This is a genomic window from Micromonospora sp. MH33 (genome assembly GCF_003013775.1).
GTDB lineage: Bacteria > Actinomycetota > Actinomycetes > Mycobacteriales > Micromonosporaceae > Micromonospora > Micromonospora fulviviridis.
Window position 1 is genome coordinate 14167 of the sequence record NZ_MUYZ01000047.1, and the last position, 19043, is coordinate 33209.

Sequence of the window (19043 nt, forward strand, 5' to 3'; positions counted from 1 at the left end):
GGAAGGCGGGCGCGGAAGGCGGTACTTTTCCCGATACGCGCCGTCATGGTTGACGGTCACGCCTCGTGAAAGTAAGTTTCATCCGTGGCGAAGAGTCCGAAGATTTCTGCGAGTCACGAGCCCGGTGGACTGATCGTCCACATCAGCGGCCTGCTCCCCTCGCTGTCCCCGGCCGAGCAGCGGGTGGCCCGGCTGGTCGTCTCCGATCCGGCCGACGCCGCCCGGCGCACCATCACCGACCTCGCCACTGCCGCCGAGACATCCGAGGCCACCGTAATCCGGTTCTGCCGGTCGGTCGGCATGGACGGCTACCCCCAGCTGCGCATCCGGCTCGCCGCCGAGGCCGCCCGCCGGGTCGAGCCACCGGACGCCCGGGTGGTCGGCGGCGACATCCCGCCCGGCGCGGACCTGGCGCAGATCATCGCCACCATCGCGTTCAACGACGCGCGGGCCGTCGAGGAAACCGCCGAGCAGCTCGATCCCGCCGTCTGCGAGCAGGTGGTCGAGGCGATCGTCGCGGCCGGCCGGATCGACGTCTACGGCGCCGGCGCCAGCGGCTTCGTCGCCTCGGACTTCCAGCAGAAGCTGCACCGCATCGGCCGCACCGCCTTCTACTTCCCGGACGTGCACACCGCGCTCACCTCGGCCGCCCTGCTCGGCCGCGGCGACGTCGCGGTCGGCATCTCGCACACCGGCACCACCTCCGACGTCATCGAGGTGCTCGAACAGGCCCGCGCCCGGGGCGCCACCACGGTCGCGCTGACCAACTTCCCCCGCTCGCCGATCACCGAGGTCGCCGACCACGTGCTGACCACCGCGGCCCGCGAGACCACCTACCGCTCCGGCGCGATGGCCAGCCGGCTGGCCCAGCTGACCGTCGTCGACTGCCTCTTCGTCGGGGTGGCCGCGCGGAACCGGACCAAGGCCAGGAAGGCCCTGGAGGCGACCGCCGAGGCGGTCCGGTCGCACCGGGTGGGCGCCGGCCGGAGGCGGGCATGACGGCAGGACGGCTGGAGCGGGACGAGATGGCGGCGGTGCGGCCCGTGGTCCGGGTCGGCGCCCCCACCGAGCGGCGCAATCCGCACAGCCTCGATCTCGACCTGATGTCGACCCGGGACGTGCTCACCGTGATCAACGAGGCGGACCGGCGGGTGCCCGCCGCGGTGGCCGCCGTCCTCGACGAGATCGCCGAGACCGTCGACCTGGCCGTCGCCGCGCTGCGCGCCGGGAACCGGGTGCACTACTTCGGCGCCGGCACCTCCGGCCGCCTCGGTGTGCTGGACGCCGCCGAGCTGGCGCCCACCTTCAACTCGCCGCGGCACTGGTTCTGCGCCCACCTGGCCGGCGGCCCCGAGGCCATGTGGCGGGCCGTCGAGGACGCCGAGGACGACGAGCGCGGCGGCGCCGCCGAGGCCGCCGAGTGCGTACGCCCGGGCGACCTGGTGGTCGGGCTGGCCGCCAGTGGGCGCACCCCGTACGTCCTCGGGGCGCTCGCCGCGTCCCGGACGCAGGGGGCCGCGACCGTGCTGCTCTGCGCCAATCCGGAGGCCGATGCCGCCGGGTCGGTGGACGTCTTCATCGGGGTGGACACCGGACCCGAGGTGGTCACCGGGTCGACCCGGATGAAGGCGGGCACCGCGCAGAAGCTGGTGCTCAACACGTTCTCCACGGCCGTGATGGTGCGCCTCGGTCGGGTCTACTCGAACCTCATGATCGACATGGTGGCCACCAACGCCAAGCTGCGCGGCCGGATGATCTCGATCCTCATGGAGGCCACGGGCTGCGCCGAGGAGGTCTGCCGCAGCGCCCTCAACGAGGCCGACGGCGACCTGAAGACCGCCCTCGTCTCGCTGGTGTCCGGCGCCGAGGTCTCCGCCGCCCGGGCCGCCCTGGCCCGCTCCGCCGACCAGGTACGCGGCGCGCTCGCCCTGCTCTCCTCCTGACGCCGCCGCCCGCCGGCTCCCCTCCCGGCCGCGCCCGCGCCGCCGGTGCGACGCGTGTCACGTGGCGGGAGGGGACGTCCCGCGCGCTGCGGATTGTTCCACCAGGCGTGGGGTAATCCTCACCCGTGGCTGAACCGACCGGGCGGCGGACGCGTATCTCCCAGTGACCAGGATCGCAATGTCGCGGTGACGCGGGTCGCTGTGTTCATGGAATTCGCAATGGTGCGATTCCATGGGCGGACGACGACGCCGCAGCTCCGACGCCCCTCGACCGGGGTGTACGCGGGCCGCCCGAGCAGGGGTCCTGACAGCAAACATGGACCGGGCTCTCAGCTACTACTCAGGCATTCGTGACAGTTTCGACTCACGACATGGAATCCCCGACGCGTCTCATCTGTTGTGTAGGTGTCAGCACCTACGGGCACAGCGGAGGTTACGGGGAGGGCTGATGAACGTGGGGATGGCAAGGAACCGGGCAACCGGCGCGAGCGAGGGGACCGTGGCAATCGTGGACAAGAACATCGGCATGCGTACCGACGAGGTCGCCGAGGAGCGGGACCTGGTCGGCGTCTACCTGCACGAGATCTCCCGGACGCCGCTGCTGGACGCCGCCAAGGAGGTCGACCTCTCCAAGGCGATCGAGGCCGGCCTCTACGCCGAGCACCTGCTCGGCGAGGACCGCGTCCCCGACGGCGTCGACCGGGAGGACCTGGAGCGGCTGGTCGCCGAGGGTGAGCGCGCGAAGGACCTGTTCATCCGCGCCAACCTGCGGCTGGTCGTCTCGATCGCCCGCCGCTACGTGCGCTCGGGCATGCCCATGCTGGACCTGATCCAGGAGGGCAACACCGGCCTGGTCCGGGCGGTCGAGAAGTTCGACTACGAGCGCGGCTACAAGTTCTCCACCTACGCGACGTGGTGGATCCGCCAGGCCATCAGCCGGGCGATCGCCCAGCAGGAGCGCACGGTGCGGCTGCCCGTGCACCTGGTCGAGGACGTCAACCGGATGCGCAACGTGACCCGGCAGCTCACCCGTGAGCTGGGCAGCGACCCGGAGCCGGAGCAGATCGCGGCCTCACTCGGTGTCACCGTCGAGCGGGTCAACGAGCTGCGCCGCTGGTCGCAGGACACCGTCTCGCTGGACACCCCGGTGGGCGACGACGGCGACACCAACCTCGGCGACCTGGTCGCCGACAGCGACGCCCCGTCGCCGGAGGAGATCGTCCTCACCGGCCTGGAGCGGCAGCGGATCGAGGGTCTGCTCAACCACCTCGACGACCGTTCGGCCGGCATCATGCGGGCCCGCTACGGCCTGGAGGACGGGCGCGAGCACTCGCTGACCGAGGTCGCCTCGCGGTTCTCGCTCTCCCGGGAGCGGATCCGCCAGCTGGAGATCCAGGCCCTCGGCCGGCTCCGCGAGCTGGCCCGCGCCGAGGGGCTGCAGGCGGCCTGAGCTGGTAGTAATGGAATCGACGAACGGCCGGCGTCCGATAGGGGGACGCCGGCCGTTCGCTGTTGTCGGGGGTCAGCGCACCCGGCCGTAGCCGGCGATGCTCATGATGTCCATGCCCCGCTTGTTGACGTTGCGGCCCGCGCTGGGCGCGTCGATGATCTGGCCGCTGCCCACGTAGATGGCCACATGGCCGAGGCCGGAGTAGAACACCAGGTCGCCGGGTTGCAGTGAGCCCCGGCTGATCCGTGTGGTGGCGTCCCACTGCATCGCCGCGTTGTGCGGCAGGGACTTGCCGGCGGCCCGCCAGGCCGCCAAGGTCAGGCCGGAGCAGTCGTAGCCGGACGGGCCGTCGGCGCCGTAGACGTACGGCTTGCCGATGGCACCGTAGGCGTAGCGCACGGCCACGCCGGCCGAGCCCGAGACGGCCGGGGCGCTGCCGGCCGAGCTGGACGGCGTGGGCGCCTCGGTGGCCCGGCCGTACGCCTTCCGGCGCAGCTCGTAGAGGCGGGCAAGGTCCGCCTCGATCTTCTTCTTGCCGGCGACCAGCTGCTTGGCCTGCGCCGCCTCCCGGGCCAGCGTGGCGTCCAGCCGCGTCTTCTGGTCGATCAGCCGGCGCTGGGTGTCGGTGAACCCGGCGATGGTCTGCTGCCGCTGGCGGGTGAGCTGGTCCAGGGTGCCCAGCCGGTCCGGCAGCGTGGCGGGCCCGCCCGGCTCCAGCAGGGCCTGCGCGGTGCGCATGCCCCCGGTCTTGTACGCGGTGGCGGCGAGGGCGCCCACATCGGCCCGGCTCCGCTCGGCCTGCTCCTGCAACGGGCCGATCTTGGCCTGCAACGTGGCCGCGGTGGCCTTGTTGGCCTTGATCTCCTCGTTGAGCTTGTTGTACGACTCGACGATTCGCTCCAGCTCAGTCGAGGACTTCTCGATCTGCTTCGTCAGCTCGGCGGGGGTGGGCTCGGCCCGAGCCACCGACGCCGGGGCGAGCAGCGCGGCCGAGAGGCCGGCCAACGCCAGTGAGCGCAGCAGGATCCGTAAGGACGACAAGAGCGGAAGGCTCCTCTCCGACTCCTCGCCGGGGCGCGCGCGACCCGGCGACACCGGCCCGGGGCCACCCTGGTGGATGGCGGTCGACCGGACCGGCCTGCCCAACCTAACCCGTGACCGGAGTGACGGGCAGTTGAAGCAGGGGCGAAAGTTGGCAAAGTGTCAGGAAGTGCCACCGGTGCCCATGACGCTTCGTGACCGGTTCCGGGCGGGCTGTCGCCGCGCCCGCGCCGGGTGGGCGGAACGCGTCACTGGCCCGATTCGTCGTTCTGGGCGGATGTCGCCAGGCAGCGCGCCGCCAAGTCATGACAAAGGCGGAAATCGCTCCGCTTTCCCGGCGGGACGCTCTCCCGCCGGCGGACGGGTGGCCAGGGAAAACGCCGGGCCGGGGTGGCGTGCCCGCAACACAATGAGGCGCGGAGCCCGGGAATCCCGCCGTCCGGCAACGCCGACGACGTGGAGGCCCGGCCCGCGATCCCCGGGAGGCCGCCGTGCAGACCGATGGCTCCACCACCCGCCCGCCCCGGTCCCCGGGCGCGAGCACACCGACCCTGCTCTACGCCCGGCCGGGCATCGTCGTCACCGGCGAGCGCTTCACCGTCGGCCGCAACAGCTGGCCCGTCGCCGACATCACCCAGCTCTGGACCGCCCGCGGTCCGCACGACCGGCTCGCCCTCCGGGCGGTCGCCGTCTCCGCCGCGCTGATCGGCGCCGTCGGCGTGCTGCTCGGCTTCACCGGCGGGCTGCAACGGCTCACCGCGGCGGCGTACCTCACGCTGGGCGCGGTCGGGCTGCTGCCGCTGCTGCTCGTGCTGGCCGGGGACCGCTGGCGGCCCCCGGCGTACGAGCTGTGGGGGCGGCTCGGCGGCGCCGAGGTGCTGCTGTTCAGCAGCGACGACGAGCGGCAGTTCGGCCAGGTCACCCGGGCCCTGCAACGGGCCCGGGAGGGGGTACGCCACGGCGGCTGGACGGACCCGCCAGCGGCCGCCGCGTGGCGGCCGAACCGCTGACCGCCCCGGTCAGCCGGCGACCGGCTCCGGGGTCCGGGCCGGCTGCTCGGCGGCCAGCCAGTGGCTCACCCGGCGCTCGGCGTAGAACGAGACGAACGGCACGGTGCCGGCGAGCATCACCAGCAGCATCCGCTTCAGCGGCCAGTCGACCCGGCGCGACAGGTCGAAGGTGAGCGCCAGGTAGATCATGTAAAGCCAGCCGTGCGCGGTGCCGACCACGGCCACCACGGTCGGGTTGTCGAAGCCGTACTTCAGCGGCATCCCGATCAGGACCAGCACCACCAGCGCCACGCCCACGATCCAGGCGATCACGCGGTACCGGGTAAGGGCTCCGCCCACCGTGTCCGTCCTTCCGCACCGGCCTCAGCCGGGATAGTCGCCGGGCTTCGCGCCCGGGTTGGCGTTCAACCAGGAAAGGTAGCGGTTGTACGCGGCCAACTCGCCGTCGTCCGCCCCACCGACCGGTACGGCCGGCACCCGGCTGACCCGCACCGGCCGGCGTACCGCCGGGGTGGCGACGGCCGGCTCCGATCCGGCGGCCGCCGGCGGCGCCGGGGTGGCCCGCTCCTCGCGCGTGGCCCGCAGCGTGTGCCGCAGCTCACGCCACCACACGAAGACCACGAAGCCGGCGAAGACCGGCCACTCGATCGCGTAACCGAAGCTCAGCGTGTTGCCCCCGGCGGCCCGGGTGACCTGCCACCAGCCCAGCCCGAGGAAGCCCACCACCAGCACGACCATGGCCACGTGGCGGGCGATCCACGCCGGTGTCCAGAGCCGCTTCATGCCATCGAGGGTACCGGGCCCGCCGGCCCTCTCCGACGCGGTGTCGTAGGTGGGTGGGGTTTGGTGGCACCCCGGCTGGGCATCCGTCTAGACGCCAGCCCGAACGAGACGAGGGGGCGACGATGACCGAATCAGTACGCCGCGACGCCAGTCCGGAGCAGCGGGTGACCGAGTGGGACGGCGATCACGCCCGCACCCAGGACGTCGACGGTGAGCTGCTCGGGGTGGACCCCGCCGACCTCGGCGACGAGGACCTGATCCGGGAGATGCAGAGCCTGCACCGGACCCGGCTCGACACCCTCCGGCACGCCACCGACTCGGCGCTCGCCAACCACCTGCGGCGCACCGCCGAGCTGGAGACCGAGTACCTGGCGCGGCACCCGGGCCGGGAGGTCGACCCGAGCCGGCTGCGGGACGCCTGATGGCCAGCCACGCCGAGCGCGGCATGTCCGCGCCGCCGGAGGTGGTCTTCAACACCGCCACCGACCCGGACCGGTCGGCCGCCTGGCTGCCCGAGGAGCTGCGCCGCTCCGGCACGCACCGGGTGGAGGTGGTCGACGCCGAGGACATGCGGGCCCGCTGGAGCTCCGAGTCCGCCGGCTGGTCGGCGGACATCGACGTCGAGCCGGCCGACGCCGGGGGCGCCCGGGTCCGGCTGGACCTGGCCGGCACCGACCACGGGATGGCCGACGAGATCCTGGCCAGCCTGGCCCGCGAGGTGGCCGACAACCTGACCGCCGGCTGAGCCGGCGCTGGCACGACGATCGAGGAGGCCGGGTTGACCGGGAGTGGCCTGAGGCAGAAGGTGGCGCGGCTGCGCCAGGCGTACGCGCCGCACGAGCACCGGCCGCTGGGCGGCTACCTGGTGGCGATGGGCACGTACGGCGCGGTCACCGCGTCGCTGGTCGGCCTGGTCAAGGCGACCGGCCGCCCGGTGCCGGAGCGGCCCGCGCCCGGCGACGTGGTGCTGCTCTCGATCGCGACCCACAAGCTGAGCCGGCTGCTCTCCAAGGACGCGATCACCAGTCCGCTGCGCGCGCCCTTCACCCGCTACGACCACCCGATCGGCAGCGGCGAGGTGATGGAACAGGTCCGCGACCAGGGCAGCCCGACCCGGCACGCCGTCGGAGAGCTGGTGAGCTGCCCGTTCTGCCTGGCCGTCTGGGTCGCCACCGGCCTCACGGGTGGGCTGGTGCTGGCCCCCCGGCTGACCCGGCTGGTCGCCACCGCGCTGACCGCGGTGGCCGCCTCGGACTTCCTCCAGATGGGGTACGCGGTGGCGCAGCAGGCCGCCGAGGGCGACCACCGCGAGGAGTGACCGTACGACGCGGAAGGGGGCCGGCGCGCCGCGCCGGCCCCCTTCCGCGTTCGGGTCCGCTCAGGTGGGGGTGGTGCCGTGGTCCTCGCCGGCCCAGCCGCGCGACGCCTCGGGCTCCCGCTCCTCGCGGTCGTCGCCGGTGATGATGTCGTCGGCGACCGCGGTCTCCTCGTGCTCGTTGGCGAAGTCGGTCTCCGGCAGCGTGTCCATGCCCTCGGGGGGCTGGCCGAGCGCCGGGGGGTGCTCGTGTTCCTCGTTGCGGTCGGTCATCGCGCTGTCCTCTCCGTGCTCGGGCCGCGTCCGCCGGAAGGCTCAGGCCACCGTCCCGCCGAGCAGGTCGGCCGCCTCGTCGACCGCGTACTCGCCCTGCGGCAGGGCGGCGATCCGGGTGAGCAGCTCGGCGGGCAGCTCGGCGGCCACCGCCCGACGGTAGATGTCCGCCTGACTGATCCGCTCCTGGCCGTGGTAGATGTCGTCGAGCAGTTCGTCGAGCGGCCGGGTGTCCGGCTGCTCGGTCACGGGCGCGTCATCGGTCACGCCGGTCAGCTACCCCGGCCCGAATCGGTCAAACCCCCCGGTCGACGCGTTGGTCACGAGGCGGGGGTGGGGAGGGTGGCGCGGCGGGCGCGGACGGCGGCGGCGAGGTGGTCGAGGACCTCGGCGGTGGTGTCCCAGCCGATGCAGGCGTCGGTCACCGACTTGCCGTACTCCAGTTGGCGGGTGGGGTCGAGGTCCTGCCGACCGGGCTGGAGGAAGCTCTCCAGCATGATGCCGACGATGCCGCGCTGGCCGGCGGCGAGCTGGGCGGCCACGTCGGCGGCGACCAGCGGCTGGTTGCGGTGGTCCTTGCCGCTGTTGGCGTGGCTGGCGTCGACCACCACCCGCTCGGGCAGCCCGGCCGCGCGCAGCAGGTCCAGCGCCCCGGCCACCGACTCCGCGTCGTAGTTGGGCCGGCCACCGCCGCCGCGCAGCACCAGGTGACCATCGGCGTTGCCCCGGGTGTGCATGATCGCCGGGGTGCCGGAGACGTCGATGCCGGGGAAGACGTGCGGGACACCGGCCGCCCGGATCGCGTCCACCGCGGTGCCGATGCTGCCGTCGGGGCGGTTCTTCATGCCGATCGGCATGGACAGGCCGGAGGCGAGCTGGCGGTGCACCTGGCTCTCCACGGTCCGCGCGCCGATCGCGCCCCAGGCCACCGTGTCGGCGATGTACTGCGGAGTGATCGGGTCGAGGAACTCGCAGCCCACCGGGAGACCCAGCCGCACCACGTCGAGCAGGAGCGCCCGGGCGGTACGCAGGCCGGTGTTCACGTCGCCCGAGCCGTCCAGGCCCGGGTCGTTGATCAGGCCCTTCCAGCCCACGGTCGAGCGCGGCTTCTCGAAGTAGACCCGCATCACCACGAGCAGGTCGTCGGCGAGCCGGTCGGCGGCCTGGCGCAGCCGGGCCGCGTACTCCAGGGCGGCGGCGGGGTCGTGCACCGAGCAGGGGCCGACCACGACCAGCAGCCGGTCGTCGGCGCGGTCCAGCACCCGGCCGACGGCACGTCGACCGGCCACCACGGCCTCGGCGAGGGACTTCTCGAGCGGCAGGTGGTGGTGCAGCAGGGCCGGGGTGGTCAGCGGCACGACACGGTCGATCCGCTGGTCGATGACCCGATGGACGTCCGGGGTCGTCGTCACGGTGGGGTTCCTTTCGCCGACCGTGCCCGGGGCCGGCGCCCGGGATCGAGCCGGCTGCTCGTACGCGAAAGGGCAGGGAATGATCCCTGCCCGGCCGGCTCTAAGAGGAGTGACGTCAGCTCATGGTCGAGTCACCGGCTCCTCCAGCCGGCTGCCTAAACCATCGATACGACCGCGTCACGCCCGCCAGCGTACCCGACGGGAGGGGTGGGTCTCACCCGCTCGTCGGGTAAGCCGCGCCTCATGTTAACCCCGGTCGATGGAACGAGGGGTAACTCCGGCGGCACGGCACGTGTCCGCGGGCCGTCCGCGCGGGTGATCGCCCGATCCGGCCGATGATCCATCCCGAATGATGGGAGACGGGCGGTCGTCCGGGCCGTCGCGGGTGTGCGAATGGCGGCGGGAAGGATCTGCTCCGCGTACCGCATCCTGGGAAGCGCGGGGTTCCGCCGGGCCCAGGCGGGGGTATGAGGACGGCATGAGTCACGACCAGAGCGATCAGGACCGGATCGAGTCCCGCGCCCACCTGCTGCCCGAGGAGGCGGCGGTGGGCAGCGAGGACCCGGAGGCGCAGGCCGACGCCATCCTCACCGAATCGGACATCCGGGAGGAGGACCGGAACGCCGCCCCGGACACGGTGCTGGAGCACCGGACCTCCGAGCAGACCGTCACCCCCGTCGAGCCGCCCGACTGAGCCGGACACCCCGGCCCCGCCGGGAACCCCGGTAGGTGGTCTCCCGCAACCAGGCCAGCGGACCGGCCACCCGCAGGCCCGGCGGCACGTTGCCGATCGGATCGAAGGCCAGCGCGGCGTCCTCCCGGGCGTCGCGCCGGCCGGCCAGCCGCACCTCGCCGAACGGCCGCCACGGCCCGACCGCCGAGGCCACCGCGAGCACCAGCCGCGGCCCGTCGTCGCCGGCCGCCGCCGGGAGTTCGGCCAGCCCGCGGCCCAGCTCCGGTGAGTCCGGGTCGGCCAGCACGGCGAGGTACAGCCGCCGCCGACCGGCCCGGAAGGACATGATCGAGCTGTACGTCCCGGTGAAGCCGCGCCGGGGCAGCGGCAGGTGACGCAGCACCGGCGCCGCCCCGCTGGAACTGGCCAGCAGGTCCACCGGTGGCTCCGGGTCACGGTGCAGCCGGACACCCACCCCCAGCACGTCCGGCCAGCTTCCCGGGGTCGGTACGCCCTTGGACAGCCGCACGGTCGCCGGCCACCGGCCGGGCAGGTCGAGCAGCGGCACGCCGGTCGGCGGGCCCGGCGTACCCCAGATCAGCACCTCGGCGGAGAAGGTGCGGCCGGCGGGATGCAGCAGCCGGGCGTGCCGGAGCCGGGCCAGCGCGGCGGCGGCGCGTTCGACCGCGGACGATGCGGGGGAGGCCATGTCCGGCGAGTACCCCGGCGGGCGGCGACGATGCTCCCCGCACGTCACCTTTCCGCCCGCGAGATCGGATAGCGTCGAGCCATGCCCGACAGCGGTTACCCCTGGCCGATCGAGACGACCCGACTGGACAACGGTCTGCGCGTGGTGGTGAGCGAGGACCGCACGGCCCCCGCGGTCGCCGTGAACCTCTGGTACGACGTGGGATCCCGCCACGAACCGGAGGGCCAGACCGGCTTCGCCCACCTCTTCGAGCACCTGATGTTCGAGGGCTCGGTCAACGTGGCGAAGACCGAACACATGAAGCTCATCCAGGGCTCCGGCGGTTCGCTCAACGCCACCACCAACCCGGACCGGACCAACTATTTCGAGACGGTCCCCGCCGAGCACCTGGAGCTGGCGCTCTGGCTCGAGGCCGACCGGATGGGCGGGCTGGTCCCCGCGCTCACCCAGGAGACGCTGGACAACCAGCGGGACGTGGTGAAGAACGAGCGCCGCCAGCGCTACGAGAACGTGCCCTACGGCGACGCCTGGCTGCGGCTGCTGCCGCTGCTCTACCCGCCCGGGCACCCGTACCACCACGCCACGATCGGCTCGATGGCCGACCTGAACGCCGCCGACCTGGCCACCTTCCAGGCGTTCCACAGCACCTTCTACGCACCGAACAACGCCGTGCTCACCGTGGTCGGCGACACCACCGCCGCCGAGGTGTTCGCACTGGCCGACAAGTACTTCGGCGCCCTGCCGCCGCGCGAGGACATGCCGGCCGCCCCGGACGGGCGCACGGTCCCGGCCGGCGGCGGCCCCGGGGTGGAGACGGTCACCACCGACGTGCCCGCTCCCCGGGTCTACGTCGCGCACCGCACCCATGCGTTCGGCACCCCCGGGTACGACGTGACCACCGTGCTCGCCACCGTGCTGGGCAGCGGCCGGGGCAGCCGGCTCTACCAGCGCCTCGCCGACGGCGAGCGGATCGCCCAGCCGGACCTGGTCGGGGCGTACGGGGTGGACCTGGCGCACGGCCCGGCCCCGCTGATCGCCACCGCCACGGCCCGCCCCGGGGTGTCCGGCGACCGGCTGCGCGAGGGGCTGACCGAGGTGGTCGACGAGCTGGCCACCGTGCCGGTGACCGCCGCCGAGCTGGACCGGGCCAAGGCCCTGCTCAGCACCATGTGGTGGCGCCAGATGTCCACCGTGGACGGCCGGGCGGACACCCTCGGCCGGTACGCCACCCAGTTCGGCGACCCGGCCCGGGCCGGCGAGCGGCTGCCCGCCTGGCTGGCCGTCACCGCCGAGCAGATCGCCGAGCAGGCCGCCGAGCTGCTCGGCGCGGCCGACCGGGCGACCCTGACCTACCTGCCCGAGGAGACCTCATGACGCTGATCGCCACCCGTCCCGGCCCGGGCGCCGCCCGCCCGTACCGGTTCCCGCAGGTGGTCCGCCGTTCCGCCGCCGCCGGCGGGCAGGTCGTCGCCGCGCACCTGCCCGGGCAGAACCTCGCCGTCGCGCTGCTGCTGCTCGACGGCGGCGCCGGCCGGGAGCCGGTCGGCAAGGAGGGACTCGGCGGGGTGCTGGCCAAGGCGTTGGAGGAGGGGACCGCGCAGCGGGACGCCACCGCGTACGCCCTGGCCATCGAGGCGCTCGGCACCGAGCTGGTGACCGGTCTGGACTGGGACTCCTTCCAGGTCAGCGTGCAGGTGCCGGTGGACCGGCTGAGCGCGGCCGTGGAACTGCTCACCGAGGCGGTGCGGACGCCGAAGCTCGACCCGGCCGACGTGCGGCGGGTCCGTGACGACGAGGCGACCGCGCTGCGGATGGACTGGGCGACCCCGGGCCCGCGGGCCGACGCGGTGCTGCGCGCCGACCTGTTCGGCGCCGACAACCGCTGGGGCCGCCCGTTGTACGGCGACCCGGAGAGCGTGGCCGCCCTGGACGTGGACGACGTGACCGTCTTCCACTCCGAGTGGTTCATCCGCCCCGGCACGCTGATCGTCGCCGGTGACCTGGACCGGATCGACCTCGACGCGCTCGCCGCGACGGTGTTCACCGGGGCCGGCGGTGCGGCGGCGGACAAGGGCGGCCCGATCGAGGTGCCGCTGTCGGAGCGGCGGCGGATCATCCTGGTCGACCGGCCCGGCTCGGTGCAGTCCACGCTCCGCCTCGGGCACCCGTCGCCGCACCGCGCCCACCCGGACCACGTGCCGATGACGCTGGCCGGCACGGTGCTCGGCGGGGCGTTCACCTCCCGGCTCAACCACCTGATCCGAGAGGTGCGCGGCTACACGTACGGGATCCGGGGCGACTTCGCCTCGTCCCGCCGGTTCGGGCGGTTCGCGATCAGCTCCGGCGTGCAGACCGCGGTGACCGCGCCGGCCCTGGTCGAGGCGGTGGGCGAGGTGTCGCGTACCCGGCTGACCGGGGTGACCGAGGACGAGCTGACGGTGGCCCGCTCCTGGCGGGCCGGTCAGCTCTCGGTCGAGCTGCAGAGCCCCCGGGCCATCGCCGCGGCGCTGACCACCCTGGTCGTGCACGACCTGCCGGACGACTACCACGCCCGGCTGCGCGAGGCGCTGCTCGCCGCGACCGTCGAGGAGGTCTCCGCGGCGGCCGCCGCGCACCTGCACCCGGAGTCGCTCACCCTGGTCGTCGAGGGCGACTCGGCGCTGATCCGGGACGACCTGGTGGCCGCCGGCCTCGGCGAGGTGGTCGACCACGCCCCCTGAGGCGTCGGGTCGGGGTCGGTTCTCGCCGGCTCGGCGAGGTGGCGGTGTCGACCGGCCGGGGACACCGCCACGTCGGGCCTTCGGATGTGATTCCCGTCGCGTCACGGGCCGCCGTGTGTCCGTCCGGTGGACGCGAATGCTGCGGCCCGGCCCCCGGATGGCGGGGGATTCTCCGCCGGTGGCCCGGGGTTGGGCGGTGTTGTTGCAGGTCGACGGCCCGATCGGCGGAGGGCGTGACCGGCGGCGCGCGGCCCGCGCGGTGGGAAAGGCTTCCCGCCGGCCCCGCCCGCCTGGGTAGCCTCGCGGGCATGAGGATCGGCATTGTGGGGGCCACCGGCCAGGTCGGTGGCGTGATGCGGCAGGTGCTTGCGGAGCGCGACTTCCCGGCGGAGCAGGTGCGGCTGTTCGCCTCGGCCCGGTCGGCCGGGCGCGCGCTGCCCTGGCGCGACGGCGAGATCACCGTGGAGGACGCGGCCACGGCCGACTACCGGGGCCTGGACATCGTGCTCTTCTCGGCGGGCAAGGGCACCGCCCGGGAACTGGCCCCCCGGGTCGCCGAGGCGGGCGCGGTCGTCATCGACAACTCCTCGGCGTTCCGGATGGACCCCGAGGTGCCGCTGGTGGTCGCCGAGGTCAACCCGCACGCCATCGCCGACCGGCCCAGGGGCATCGTGGCCAACCCGAACTGCACCACGATGGCCGCCATGCCGGTGCTGCGCCCGCTGCACCAGGAGGCCGAGCTGGTCAGCCTGGTCGTCGCCACCTACCAGGCCGTCTCCGGGGCCGGCCTGGCCGGCGTGGCCGAGCTGGACGAGCAGGTCCGCAAGGTCGCCGAGCACGCCGCCGGGCTCGCCTTCGACGGGTCGGCCGTGGAGTTCCCCGCGCCGCGCTCGTTCGCCCGCCCGATCGCCTTCAACGTGCTCCCGCTGGCCGGCTCGATCGTCGACGACGGCTCCTTCGAGACCGACGAGGAGCAGAAGCTGCGCAACGAGAGCCGCAAGATCCTGGAGATCCCCGGGCTCAGGGTCTCCGGCACCTGCGTGCGGGTGCCGGTCTTCACCGGCCACTCCCTCCAGATCAACGCGCGCTTCGCCCGCCCGCTCACCCCGGCCCGGGCCCGCGAGCTGCTCGACGACGCGCCGGGCGTGGCGCTGCACGACGTGCCGACCCCGCTGGAGGCGGCCGGGCAGGACCCGACGTACGTGGGGCGGATCCGGGCCGACGAGACCGTCGAGCACGGGCTCGCCCTGTTCTGCTCCAACGACAACCTGCGCAAGGGCGCGGCGCTCAACGCCGTGCAGCTCGCCGAACTGGTCGCCGCCGAGCGGCGCTGACCCGGTCCCGCGTGCCCGGCGGGTGGCCGGGCACGCGGGCGGGAAGTGCGGTGAGATGGGGGACGACCACACCAGTCGACGACGGGACACCCGATGGCGGACGAGCGGACCCGACAGGCCCTGACCGACCTCATCGCGAGCCGGTGGCTCGGCGTGCTCGCCACCCTCAAGCGGGACGGCCGACCCCAGCTGTCCACCGTGGTCTACTCCTTCGACCGGGACGCCGGGCTGATCCGGGTCTCGGTCACCGACGGCCGGGCCAAGACCGCCAACCTGCGCCGCGACCCCCGGGCCAGCTTCCACGTGAGCAGCGAGGACGGCTGGGCGTACGCGGTGGCGGAGGCGCGGGCCGAACTGACCGCCGTGGCGGAGCGGCCGGACGACCCGACCGTCGGGGAACTGGTCGGGCTCTACCGGGCGGTGCAGGGCGAACACCCGGACTGGGACGACTTCCGGCGGGCCATGGTGGCCGAGCGCCGGCTGGTGCTCCGGCTGCACGTCGAGCGGGTCTACGGGATGCCGCCGCGCGGCTGACCGGCGCCGCGACGGTGCCGCCTCACCTCGCCCGCGGCGGTGCCCGCGTTACCTCGCCCGCGGTGCCGGGTAGACCGCCGTGCCGACACCGAGAGGGGAGCACCATGACAACGGTCGGAGAGTTCATGACGACCCGGTTGGTGACGATGGACGGCAGCGACACCCTCACCGCCGCGGCGCAGGAGATGCGGGACAGCGCCATCGGCGACGTGGTGGTGACCGATGGCGACAATGTGGTAGGCATCGTCACGGACCGGGACATCACGGTCCGGGGCGTGGCCGAGAACATGGATCCCAACACGACCCGGCTCAACCAGATCACCAGCAAGGACGTGGTGACGGTGAGCCAGTACGACGACGCGGTGGCCGCCGCCGACCTGATGCGCACCTACGCGGTCCGCCGGCTCCCGGTGATCGACGACGGCCGCCTGGTCGGCCTGGTCTCCATGGGTGACCTGGCCGTGGAGCGGGAACCCCAGTCGGTGCTCGCGGACATCAGCGCCGACGATCCGAACAACTGACCCGTCCGCCGCGGTGATGCCGGCCTCCGGTTCGGAGGCCGGCGTTTCGCGCTGCCCGAAGGCGCGGAGGCCCGGCGCGCGACTCACCCGAAGCGGGCGAGGTTGACCGCCTACCCGAGGGGGACCCGTCCTCGGACGTCGGAGGCCGCGGATCGCGGGAGGAGTCGCCCGGATGGACACGACCACGAGATTCTTCGAGGAACTGGACCGGCGAGGGTTCGAACCGCTGCTGGCCAAGACCTCCGGAACGCTCCGGTTCGACCTGCACGAGGGACCGCAGACCACGCACTGGCTGCTGGAGATCGATCGGGGCAACCTCCGGGTCCGCCAGGAGGACCAGGAGGCCGACACGGTGGTGGGGACGGAGCCCCGGCTCTTCGGTGAGCTGGTGACCGGCGAGGAGAACGCCATCGCGGCGTTGCTGCGGGGGGACATGACGGTCTCCGGCGACCTGCGCCTGGTGTTGCAGATCGAACGGATCTTTCCCGGTCCGCCGGACTCCCGGGGGCCGCACCACTCGTTCCAGAGGAGGGCCGCCTGATGGCCGCGAGCAACACCGTCCGGATCCTCGACGGGAACACGTTCGTGGTCTCCGAGGACACCGGTGACATCGAGGCCACGCCGAGCGAGCCGACCGGCCTCTTCTCGATCGACACGAGGTTCCTGTCCAAGTGGGTGCTGACCGTCAACGGCGAGCGCCTCAACGCGCTCTCCTACGACGACCTGCAGTACTACGAGGCCCGGTTCTTCCTGGTGCCGGGGATGGCCACGCACTACATCGACGCCAAGTTGTCGATCATCCGGGAGCGGGCGGTGGGCGGCAGCTTCCGGGAGACGCTGACCATCCTCAACCACGACGAGAAGGCGGTGGACCTGGAGATCCGGATGGAGGCCGGCGCCGACTTCGCCGACCTGTTCCAGGTCAAGGACGAGATCCTGAACAAGAAGGGCGAGACCTACGCCGAGGCCGAGGCGGACCGGCTGCGGCTCGGCTACCGGCGGGGCAACTTCCGCCGCGAAACGATCATCGCCGCCTCCCGGCCGGCCCGCTACGACCGCAACGGGTTCGCCTGGAGCATCCACCTGGAACCCAACGAGCAGTGGGACACCGCCATCGACGTGCAGACCCACGCCGTCGGGCCGGGCGGGCGGGACCTGCGGATGGGGCTGCGCGCGCACGGCACCGAGCGGCTGGCCCTCCAGCACGACCTGGAGCAGTGGGTCGCCAAGGCGCCGAAGGTCAACACGGAGCACGAGCAGTTGGCCTCGACGTACCGGCGCAGCCTGATCGACCTGGCCGCACTGCGGTTCTCGCCGCTCTCCCTCGGCGGCCAGACCCTGCCGGCCGCCGGCCTGCCCTGGTTCATGACCATGTTCGGCCGGGACAGCATCTTCACCTGCCTCCAGGTGCTGCCGTTCGCGCCGGAGATGTCGAAGACCACGCTGCGCATCCTGGGCGCGTTGCAGGGCACCCGGTTCGACGACTTCCGCGACGAGGACCCGGGCCGGATCCTGCACGAGATGCGCTACGGCGAGACCGCCGCCTTCGAGGAACAGCCGCACTCGCCGTACTACGGGTCGGTGGACGCGACCCCGCTGTTCATCGTGCTGCTCGACGAGTACGAGAAGTGGAGCGGCGACGTCGCGCTGGTCATGGAGCTGGAACGCGAGTGCCGGGCCGCCCTGAAGTGGATCGACGACTACGCCGACCTGGTCGGCAACGGCTACATCTGGTACGAGCGGCGCAACCGGGACACCGGCCTGGAGAACCAGTGCTGGAAGGACTCCTGGGACTCCCTCTCCTACTCCGACGGGATGCTGCCGCCGTTCCCGCGGGCCACCTGCGAGGTGCAGGGGTACGCGTACGACGCGAAGATGCGGGCCGCCCGGCTGGCCCGGGAGTTCTGGGGCGACCCGGCGTACGCCGAGCAGTTGGAACGCGAGGCGGGGCAGCTGAAGGAGCGGTTCAACCGGGACTGGTGGGTGGACGACGGCGGCTACTACGCCCTGGGGCTCGACCCGACCGGCCGGCAGTGCGACGTGCTCAGCTCCAACATCGGCCACCTGCTGTGGAGCGGCATCGTGGACGAGGACCGGGCGGCGCAGGTCGCCGCGCACCTGGTCGGCCCGCGGCTCTTCTCCGGCTGGGGGGTACGCACCCTGGCCGAGGGCGAGGTGCGCTACAACCCGATCGGCTACCACAACGGCACGATCTGGCCGTTCGACAATTCCTTCATCGCCTGGGGCCTGCGCCGGTACGGCTTCGCCGAGGAGGCCGCCACCATCGCCAACGGCATCCTGGACGCGGCCCGGTACTTCGACGGGCGGCTGCCGGAGGCGTTCGGTGGCTACCAGCGGGAGCTGACGAAGTTCCCGGTGGAGTATCCGACGGCGTGCAGCCCGCAGGCCTGGTCGACCGGGACCCCGCTGCTGCTGATCCGGACCATGCTGGGGCTGGAACCGCACGAGGGGCACCTCGCGGTGGACCCGCGGCTGCCGGTCGGGATGGGGCGGATCGAGGTGCTGGACATCCCGGGCCGGTGGGGCCGGGTGGACGCCTTCGCGCGGGGCCGGATCGACCTGCACAACCTGGTCGACTGACCGGTTCCGGAACCGGCACCGCCGACCCCGCGGGGCCGGCGGCGCCGCCGCGCGCGTCAGTGCCCGGGCGGCAGCGTGTCGCCGTGCGCCTCGCCCCGGGGAGCAGGCAGAACTCGTTGCCCTCCGGGTCGGCCAGCACGGTCCACCGGGGCAGTTCCCGGACCACCGTCGCGCCCGCCTCCAGCACGGCGGCCCGCTCCTCGGCGTCGCCGACCAGGTCCAGGTGGAGCCGGCCGGGGCCGGGCAGGAAGTCCACGGGGCTGATCCACACGTCCGGCCGGTGGCCGGCGGGGTCGCGCAGCAGCACCGACTCGCCCGGCTCCAGCGACCGGTCGCCGAGCTTCACCCGGTCCTGATCGGCCACGGGCAGCCCGGTCACCGTGCTCCAGAACGGGGCGAGCAGGTAGGGGTCCCGGCAGTGGATGACGATCGCGGTGAGGTCGGGCATGCCCTGCACCGTAGTCGGCTCAGGCCGGCGGCAGGACGGTGTCCAGGAACGTGGCGGTGACCGCCCGGATGTCGGGGCGGGCCAGGTCGAGCCCGTGCCCGCCGTGGGTGAGCCAGAGGTGCGCCGGGTGGCCGGCGGCGAGCAGCCGGCCGGCCAGGCCGACCGACTGGGCGGCCGGCACCGCGGCGTCGTCGCGGCCGTGCACCAGCAGCACCGGCACGCCCGAAGCCAGGTGGCTGGCGACGGTCGCGTCGACCGTCGCCGGGTCGCCCGCGG

General features: G+C 73.3%; 22 protein-coding genes and 2 pseudogenes. 15 read left to right on the top strand and 9 right to left on the bottom strand.

Annotated elements, in window-relative coordinates; genetic code table 11:
* Positions 1-84: 84 nt before the first annotated feature.
* From B0E53_RS10620 to B0E53_RS10635, 3 genes are all read left to right on the top strand, one after another.
* Positions 85-999, top strand: a complete 915-nt coding sequence (locus B0E53_RS10620) for a MurR/RpiR family transcriptional regulator (protein ID WP_107075885.1) — start codon at positions 85-87, stop codon at positions 997-999.
* A complete protein-coding gene (murQ, locus tag B0E53_RS10625; RefSeq protein ID WP_107075886.1) occupies positions 996-1943 on the top strand; it encodes an N-acetylmuramic acid 6-phosphate etherase in 948 nt (315 codons plus the stop codon). Before B0E53_RS10620 ends, murQ begins: the two co-directional genes overlap by 4 nt.
* Before the next feature lie 460 nt (positions 1944-2403).
* Positions 2404-3393: a sigma-70 family RNA polymerase sigma factor gene (locus tag B0E53_RS10635; RefSeq protein WP_210406019.1), complete on the top strand. Its 990-nt coding sequence runs from the start codon at positions 2404-2406 to the stop codon at positions 3391-3393.
* 72 nt (positions 3394-3465) lie between these two features.
* Here B0E53_RS10635 and B0E53_RS10640 read toward each other — a convergent pair whose 3' ends face one another.
* Positions 3466-4434, bottom strand: a complete 969-nt coding sequence (locus B0E53_RS10640) for a C40 family peptidase (protein WP_107075889.1) — start codon at positions 4432-4434, stop codon at positions 3466-3468.
* 491 nt (positions 4435-4925) lie between these two features.
* On the opposite strand from B0E53_RS10640, the gene B0E53_RS10645 reads away from it, so the two are divergent.
* The gene (locus B0E53_RS10645) at positions 4926-5444 is read left to right on the top strand and encodes a DUF6232 family protein (protein WP_107075890.1); all 519 of its coding nucleotides are present in this window, start codon (positions 4926-4928) and stop codon (positions 5442-5444) included.
* 9 nt (positions 5445-5453) lie between these two features.
* On the opposite strand, the gene B0E53_RS10650 is transcribed toward B0E53_RS10645, so the two are convergent.
* A complete protein-coding gene (locus B0E53_RS10650) occupies positions 5454-5783 on the bottom strand; it encodes a DUF3817 domain-containing protein (protein ID WP_107075891.1) in 330 nt (109 codons plus the stop codon).
* Between the two features lie 24 nt (positions 5784-5807).
* Positions 5808-6227, bottom strand: coding sequence for a hypothetical protein (locus B0E53_RS10655; protein WP_107075892.1), 420 nt, complete (start codon positions 6225-6227; stop codon positions 5808-5810).
* Positions 6228-6349: 122 nt separating this feature from the next.
* Between B0E53_RS10655 and B0E53_RS10660 the strand changes: the two genes are divergently transcribed.
* From B0E53_RS10660 to B0E53_RS10670, 3 genes are read left to right on the top strand one after another with little or no spacing between them, the layout of a single operon-like run.
* Positions 6350-6649: a DUF6158 family protein gene (locus tag B0E53_RS10660; protein ID WP_091318915.1), complete on the top strand. Its 300-nt coding sequence runs from the start codon at positions 6350-6352 to the stop codon at positions 6647-6649.
* Positions 6649-6972: a hypothetical protein gene (locus tag B0E53_RS10665; RefSeq protein WP_107075893.1), complete on the top strand. Its 324-nt coding sequence runs from the start codon at positions 6649-6651 to the stop codon at positions 6970-6972. The genes B0E53_RS10660 and B0E53_RS10665 overlap by 1 nt, the downstream gene beginning before the upstream one ends.
* 33 nt (positions 6973-7005) lie before the next feature.
* Positions 7006-7545, top strand: coding sequence for a DUF1360 domain-containing protein (locus tag B0E53_RS10670; protein ID WP_107075894.1), 540 nt, complete (start codon positions 7006-7008; stop codon positions 7543-7545).
* Between the two features lie 60 nt (positions 7546-7605).
* Here the strand turns inward: B0E53_RS10670 and B0E53_RS10675 are convergent, their stop codons facing one another.
* Genes B0E53_RS10675 through B0E53_RS10685 form a run of 3 tightly spaced genes read right to left on the bottom strand, consistent with a single transcriptional unit; the run spans position 7606 to position 9227 of the window.
* Complete coding sequence (locus B0E53_RS10675; RefSeq protein ID WP_107075895.1) at positions 7606-7815, bottom strand: hypothetical protein; 210 nt, start codon at positions 7813-7815, stop codon at positions 7606-7608.
* Positions 7816-7857: 42 nt separating this feature from the next.
* Complete coding sequence (locus B0E53_RS10680; RefSeq protein WP_091318923.1) at positions 7858-8082, bottom strand: hypothetical protein; 225 nt, start codon at positions 8080-8082, stop codon at positions 7858-7860.
* A gap of 53 nt (positions 8083-8135) precedes the next feature.
* Positions 8136-9227 carry a 3-deoxy-7-phosphoheptulonate synthase gene (locus B0E53_RS10685; RefSeq protein ID WP_107075896.1) on the bottom strand — a complete coding sequence of 364 codons (1092 nt, stop codon included), beginning with the start codon at positions 9225-9227 and terminating at the stop codon, positions 8136-8138.
* A 478-nt stretch (positions 9228-9705) separates the two neighbouring features.
* Between B0E53_RS10685 and B0E53_RS10690 the strand changes: the two genes are divergently transcribed.
* Positions 9706-9921: a hypothetical protein gene (locus tag B0E53_RS10690; protein ID WP_107075897.1), complete on the top strand. Its 216-nt coding sequence runs from the start codon at positions 9706-9708 to the stop codon at positions 9919-9921.
* Here the strand turns inward: B0E53_RS10690 and B0E53_RS10695 are convergent.
* Positions 9896-10609, bottom strand: coding sequence for a phosphodiesterase (locus B0E53_RS10695; RefSeq protein WP_107075898.1), 714 nt, complete (start codon positions 10607-10609; stop codon positions 9896-9898). The two genes, B0E53_RS10690 and B0E53_RS10695, sit on opposite strands and share 26 nt — an antisense overlap.
* Before the next feature lie 81 nt (positions 10610-10690).
* Between B0E53_RS10695 and B0E53_RS10700 the strand changes: the two genes are divergently transcribed.
* The 7 genes from B0E53_RS10700 (at position 10691) to B0E53_RS10730 (ending at position 18319) form a co-directional block, all read left to right on the top strand.
* On the top strand, positions 10691-11983 hold the full coding sequence (locus tag B0E53_RS10700; RefSeq protein ID WP_107075899.1) for a pitrilysin family protein: 1293 nt from the start codon (positions 10691-10693) through the stop codon (positions 11981-11983).
* Entirely contained in the window at positions 11980-13329 is a 1350-nt protein-coding gene (locus B0E53_RS10705) for a pitrilysin family protein (protein WP_107075900.1), read from the top strand. The genes B0E53_RS10700 and B0E53_RS10705 overlap by 4 nt, the downstream gene beginning before the upstream one ends.
* A gap of 308 nt (positions 13330-13637) precedes the next feature.
* The gene (locus B0E53_RS10710; protein WP_107075901.1) at positions 13638-14663 is read left to right on the top strand and encodes an aspartate-semialdehyde dehydrogenase; all 1026 of its coding nucleotides are present in this window, start codon (positions 13638-13640) and stop codon (positions 14661-14663) included.
* A gap of 93 nt (positions 14664-14756) precedes the next feature.
* Entirely contained in the window at positions 14757-15197 is a 441-nt protein-coding gene (locus B0E53_RS10715) for a PPOX class F420-dependent oxidoreductase (protein ID WP_107075902.1), read from the top strand.
* 104 nt (positions 15198-15301) lie between these two features.
* The gene (locus B0E53_RS10720) at positions 15302-15718 is read left to right on the top strand and encodes a CBS domain-containing protein (RefSeq protein ID WP_107075903.1); all 417 of its coding nucleotides are present in this window, start codon (positions 15302-15304) and stop codon (positions 15716-15718) included.
* A gap of 172 nt (positions 15719-15890) precedes the next feature.
* Positions 15891-16259: an SCP2 sterol-binding domain-containing protein gene (locus tag B0E53_RS10725; RefSeq protein WP_107075904.1), complete on the top strand. Its 369-nt coding sequence runs from the start codon at positions 15891-15893 to the stop codon at positions 16257-16259.
* On the top strand, positions 16259-18319 hold the full coding sequence (locus B0E53_RS10730) for a glycogen debranching N-terminal domain-containing protein (protein WP_107075905.1): 2061 nt from the start codon (positions 16259-16261) through the stop codon (positions 18317-18319). The genes B0E53_RS10725 and B0E53_RS10730 overlap by 1 nt, the downstream gene beginning before the upstream one ends.
* 160 nt (positions 18320-18479) lie before the next feature.
* Here the strand turns inward: B0E53_RS10730 and B0E53_RS10735 are convergent.
* Both B0E53_RS10735 and B0E53_RS10740 read right to left on the bottom strand, forming a co-directional pair.
* Positions 18480-18767, bottom strand: a pseudogene (locus B0E53_RS10735) (VOC family protein); the annotation flags it as partial.
* Between the two features lie 19 nt (positions 18768-18786).
* Positions 18787-19043, bottom strand: a pseudogene (locus B0E53_RS10740) (alpha/beta hydrolase); the annotation flags it as partial.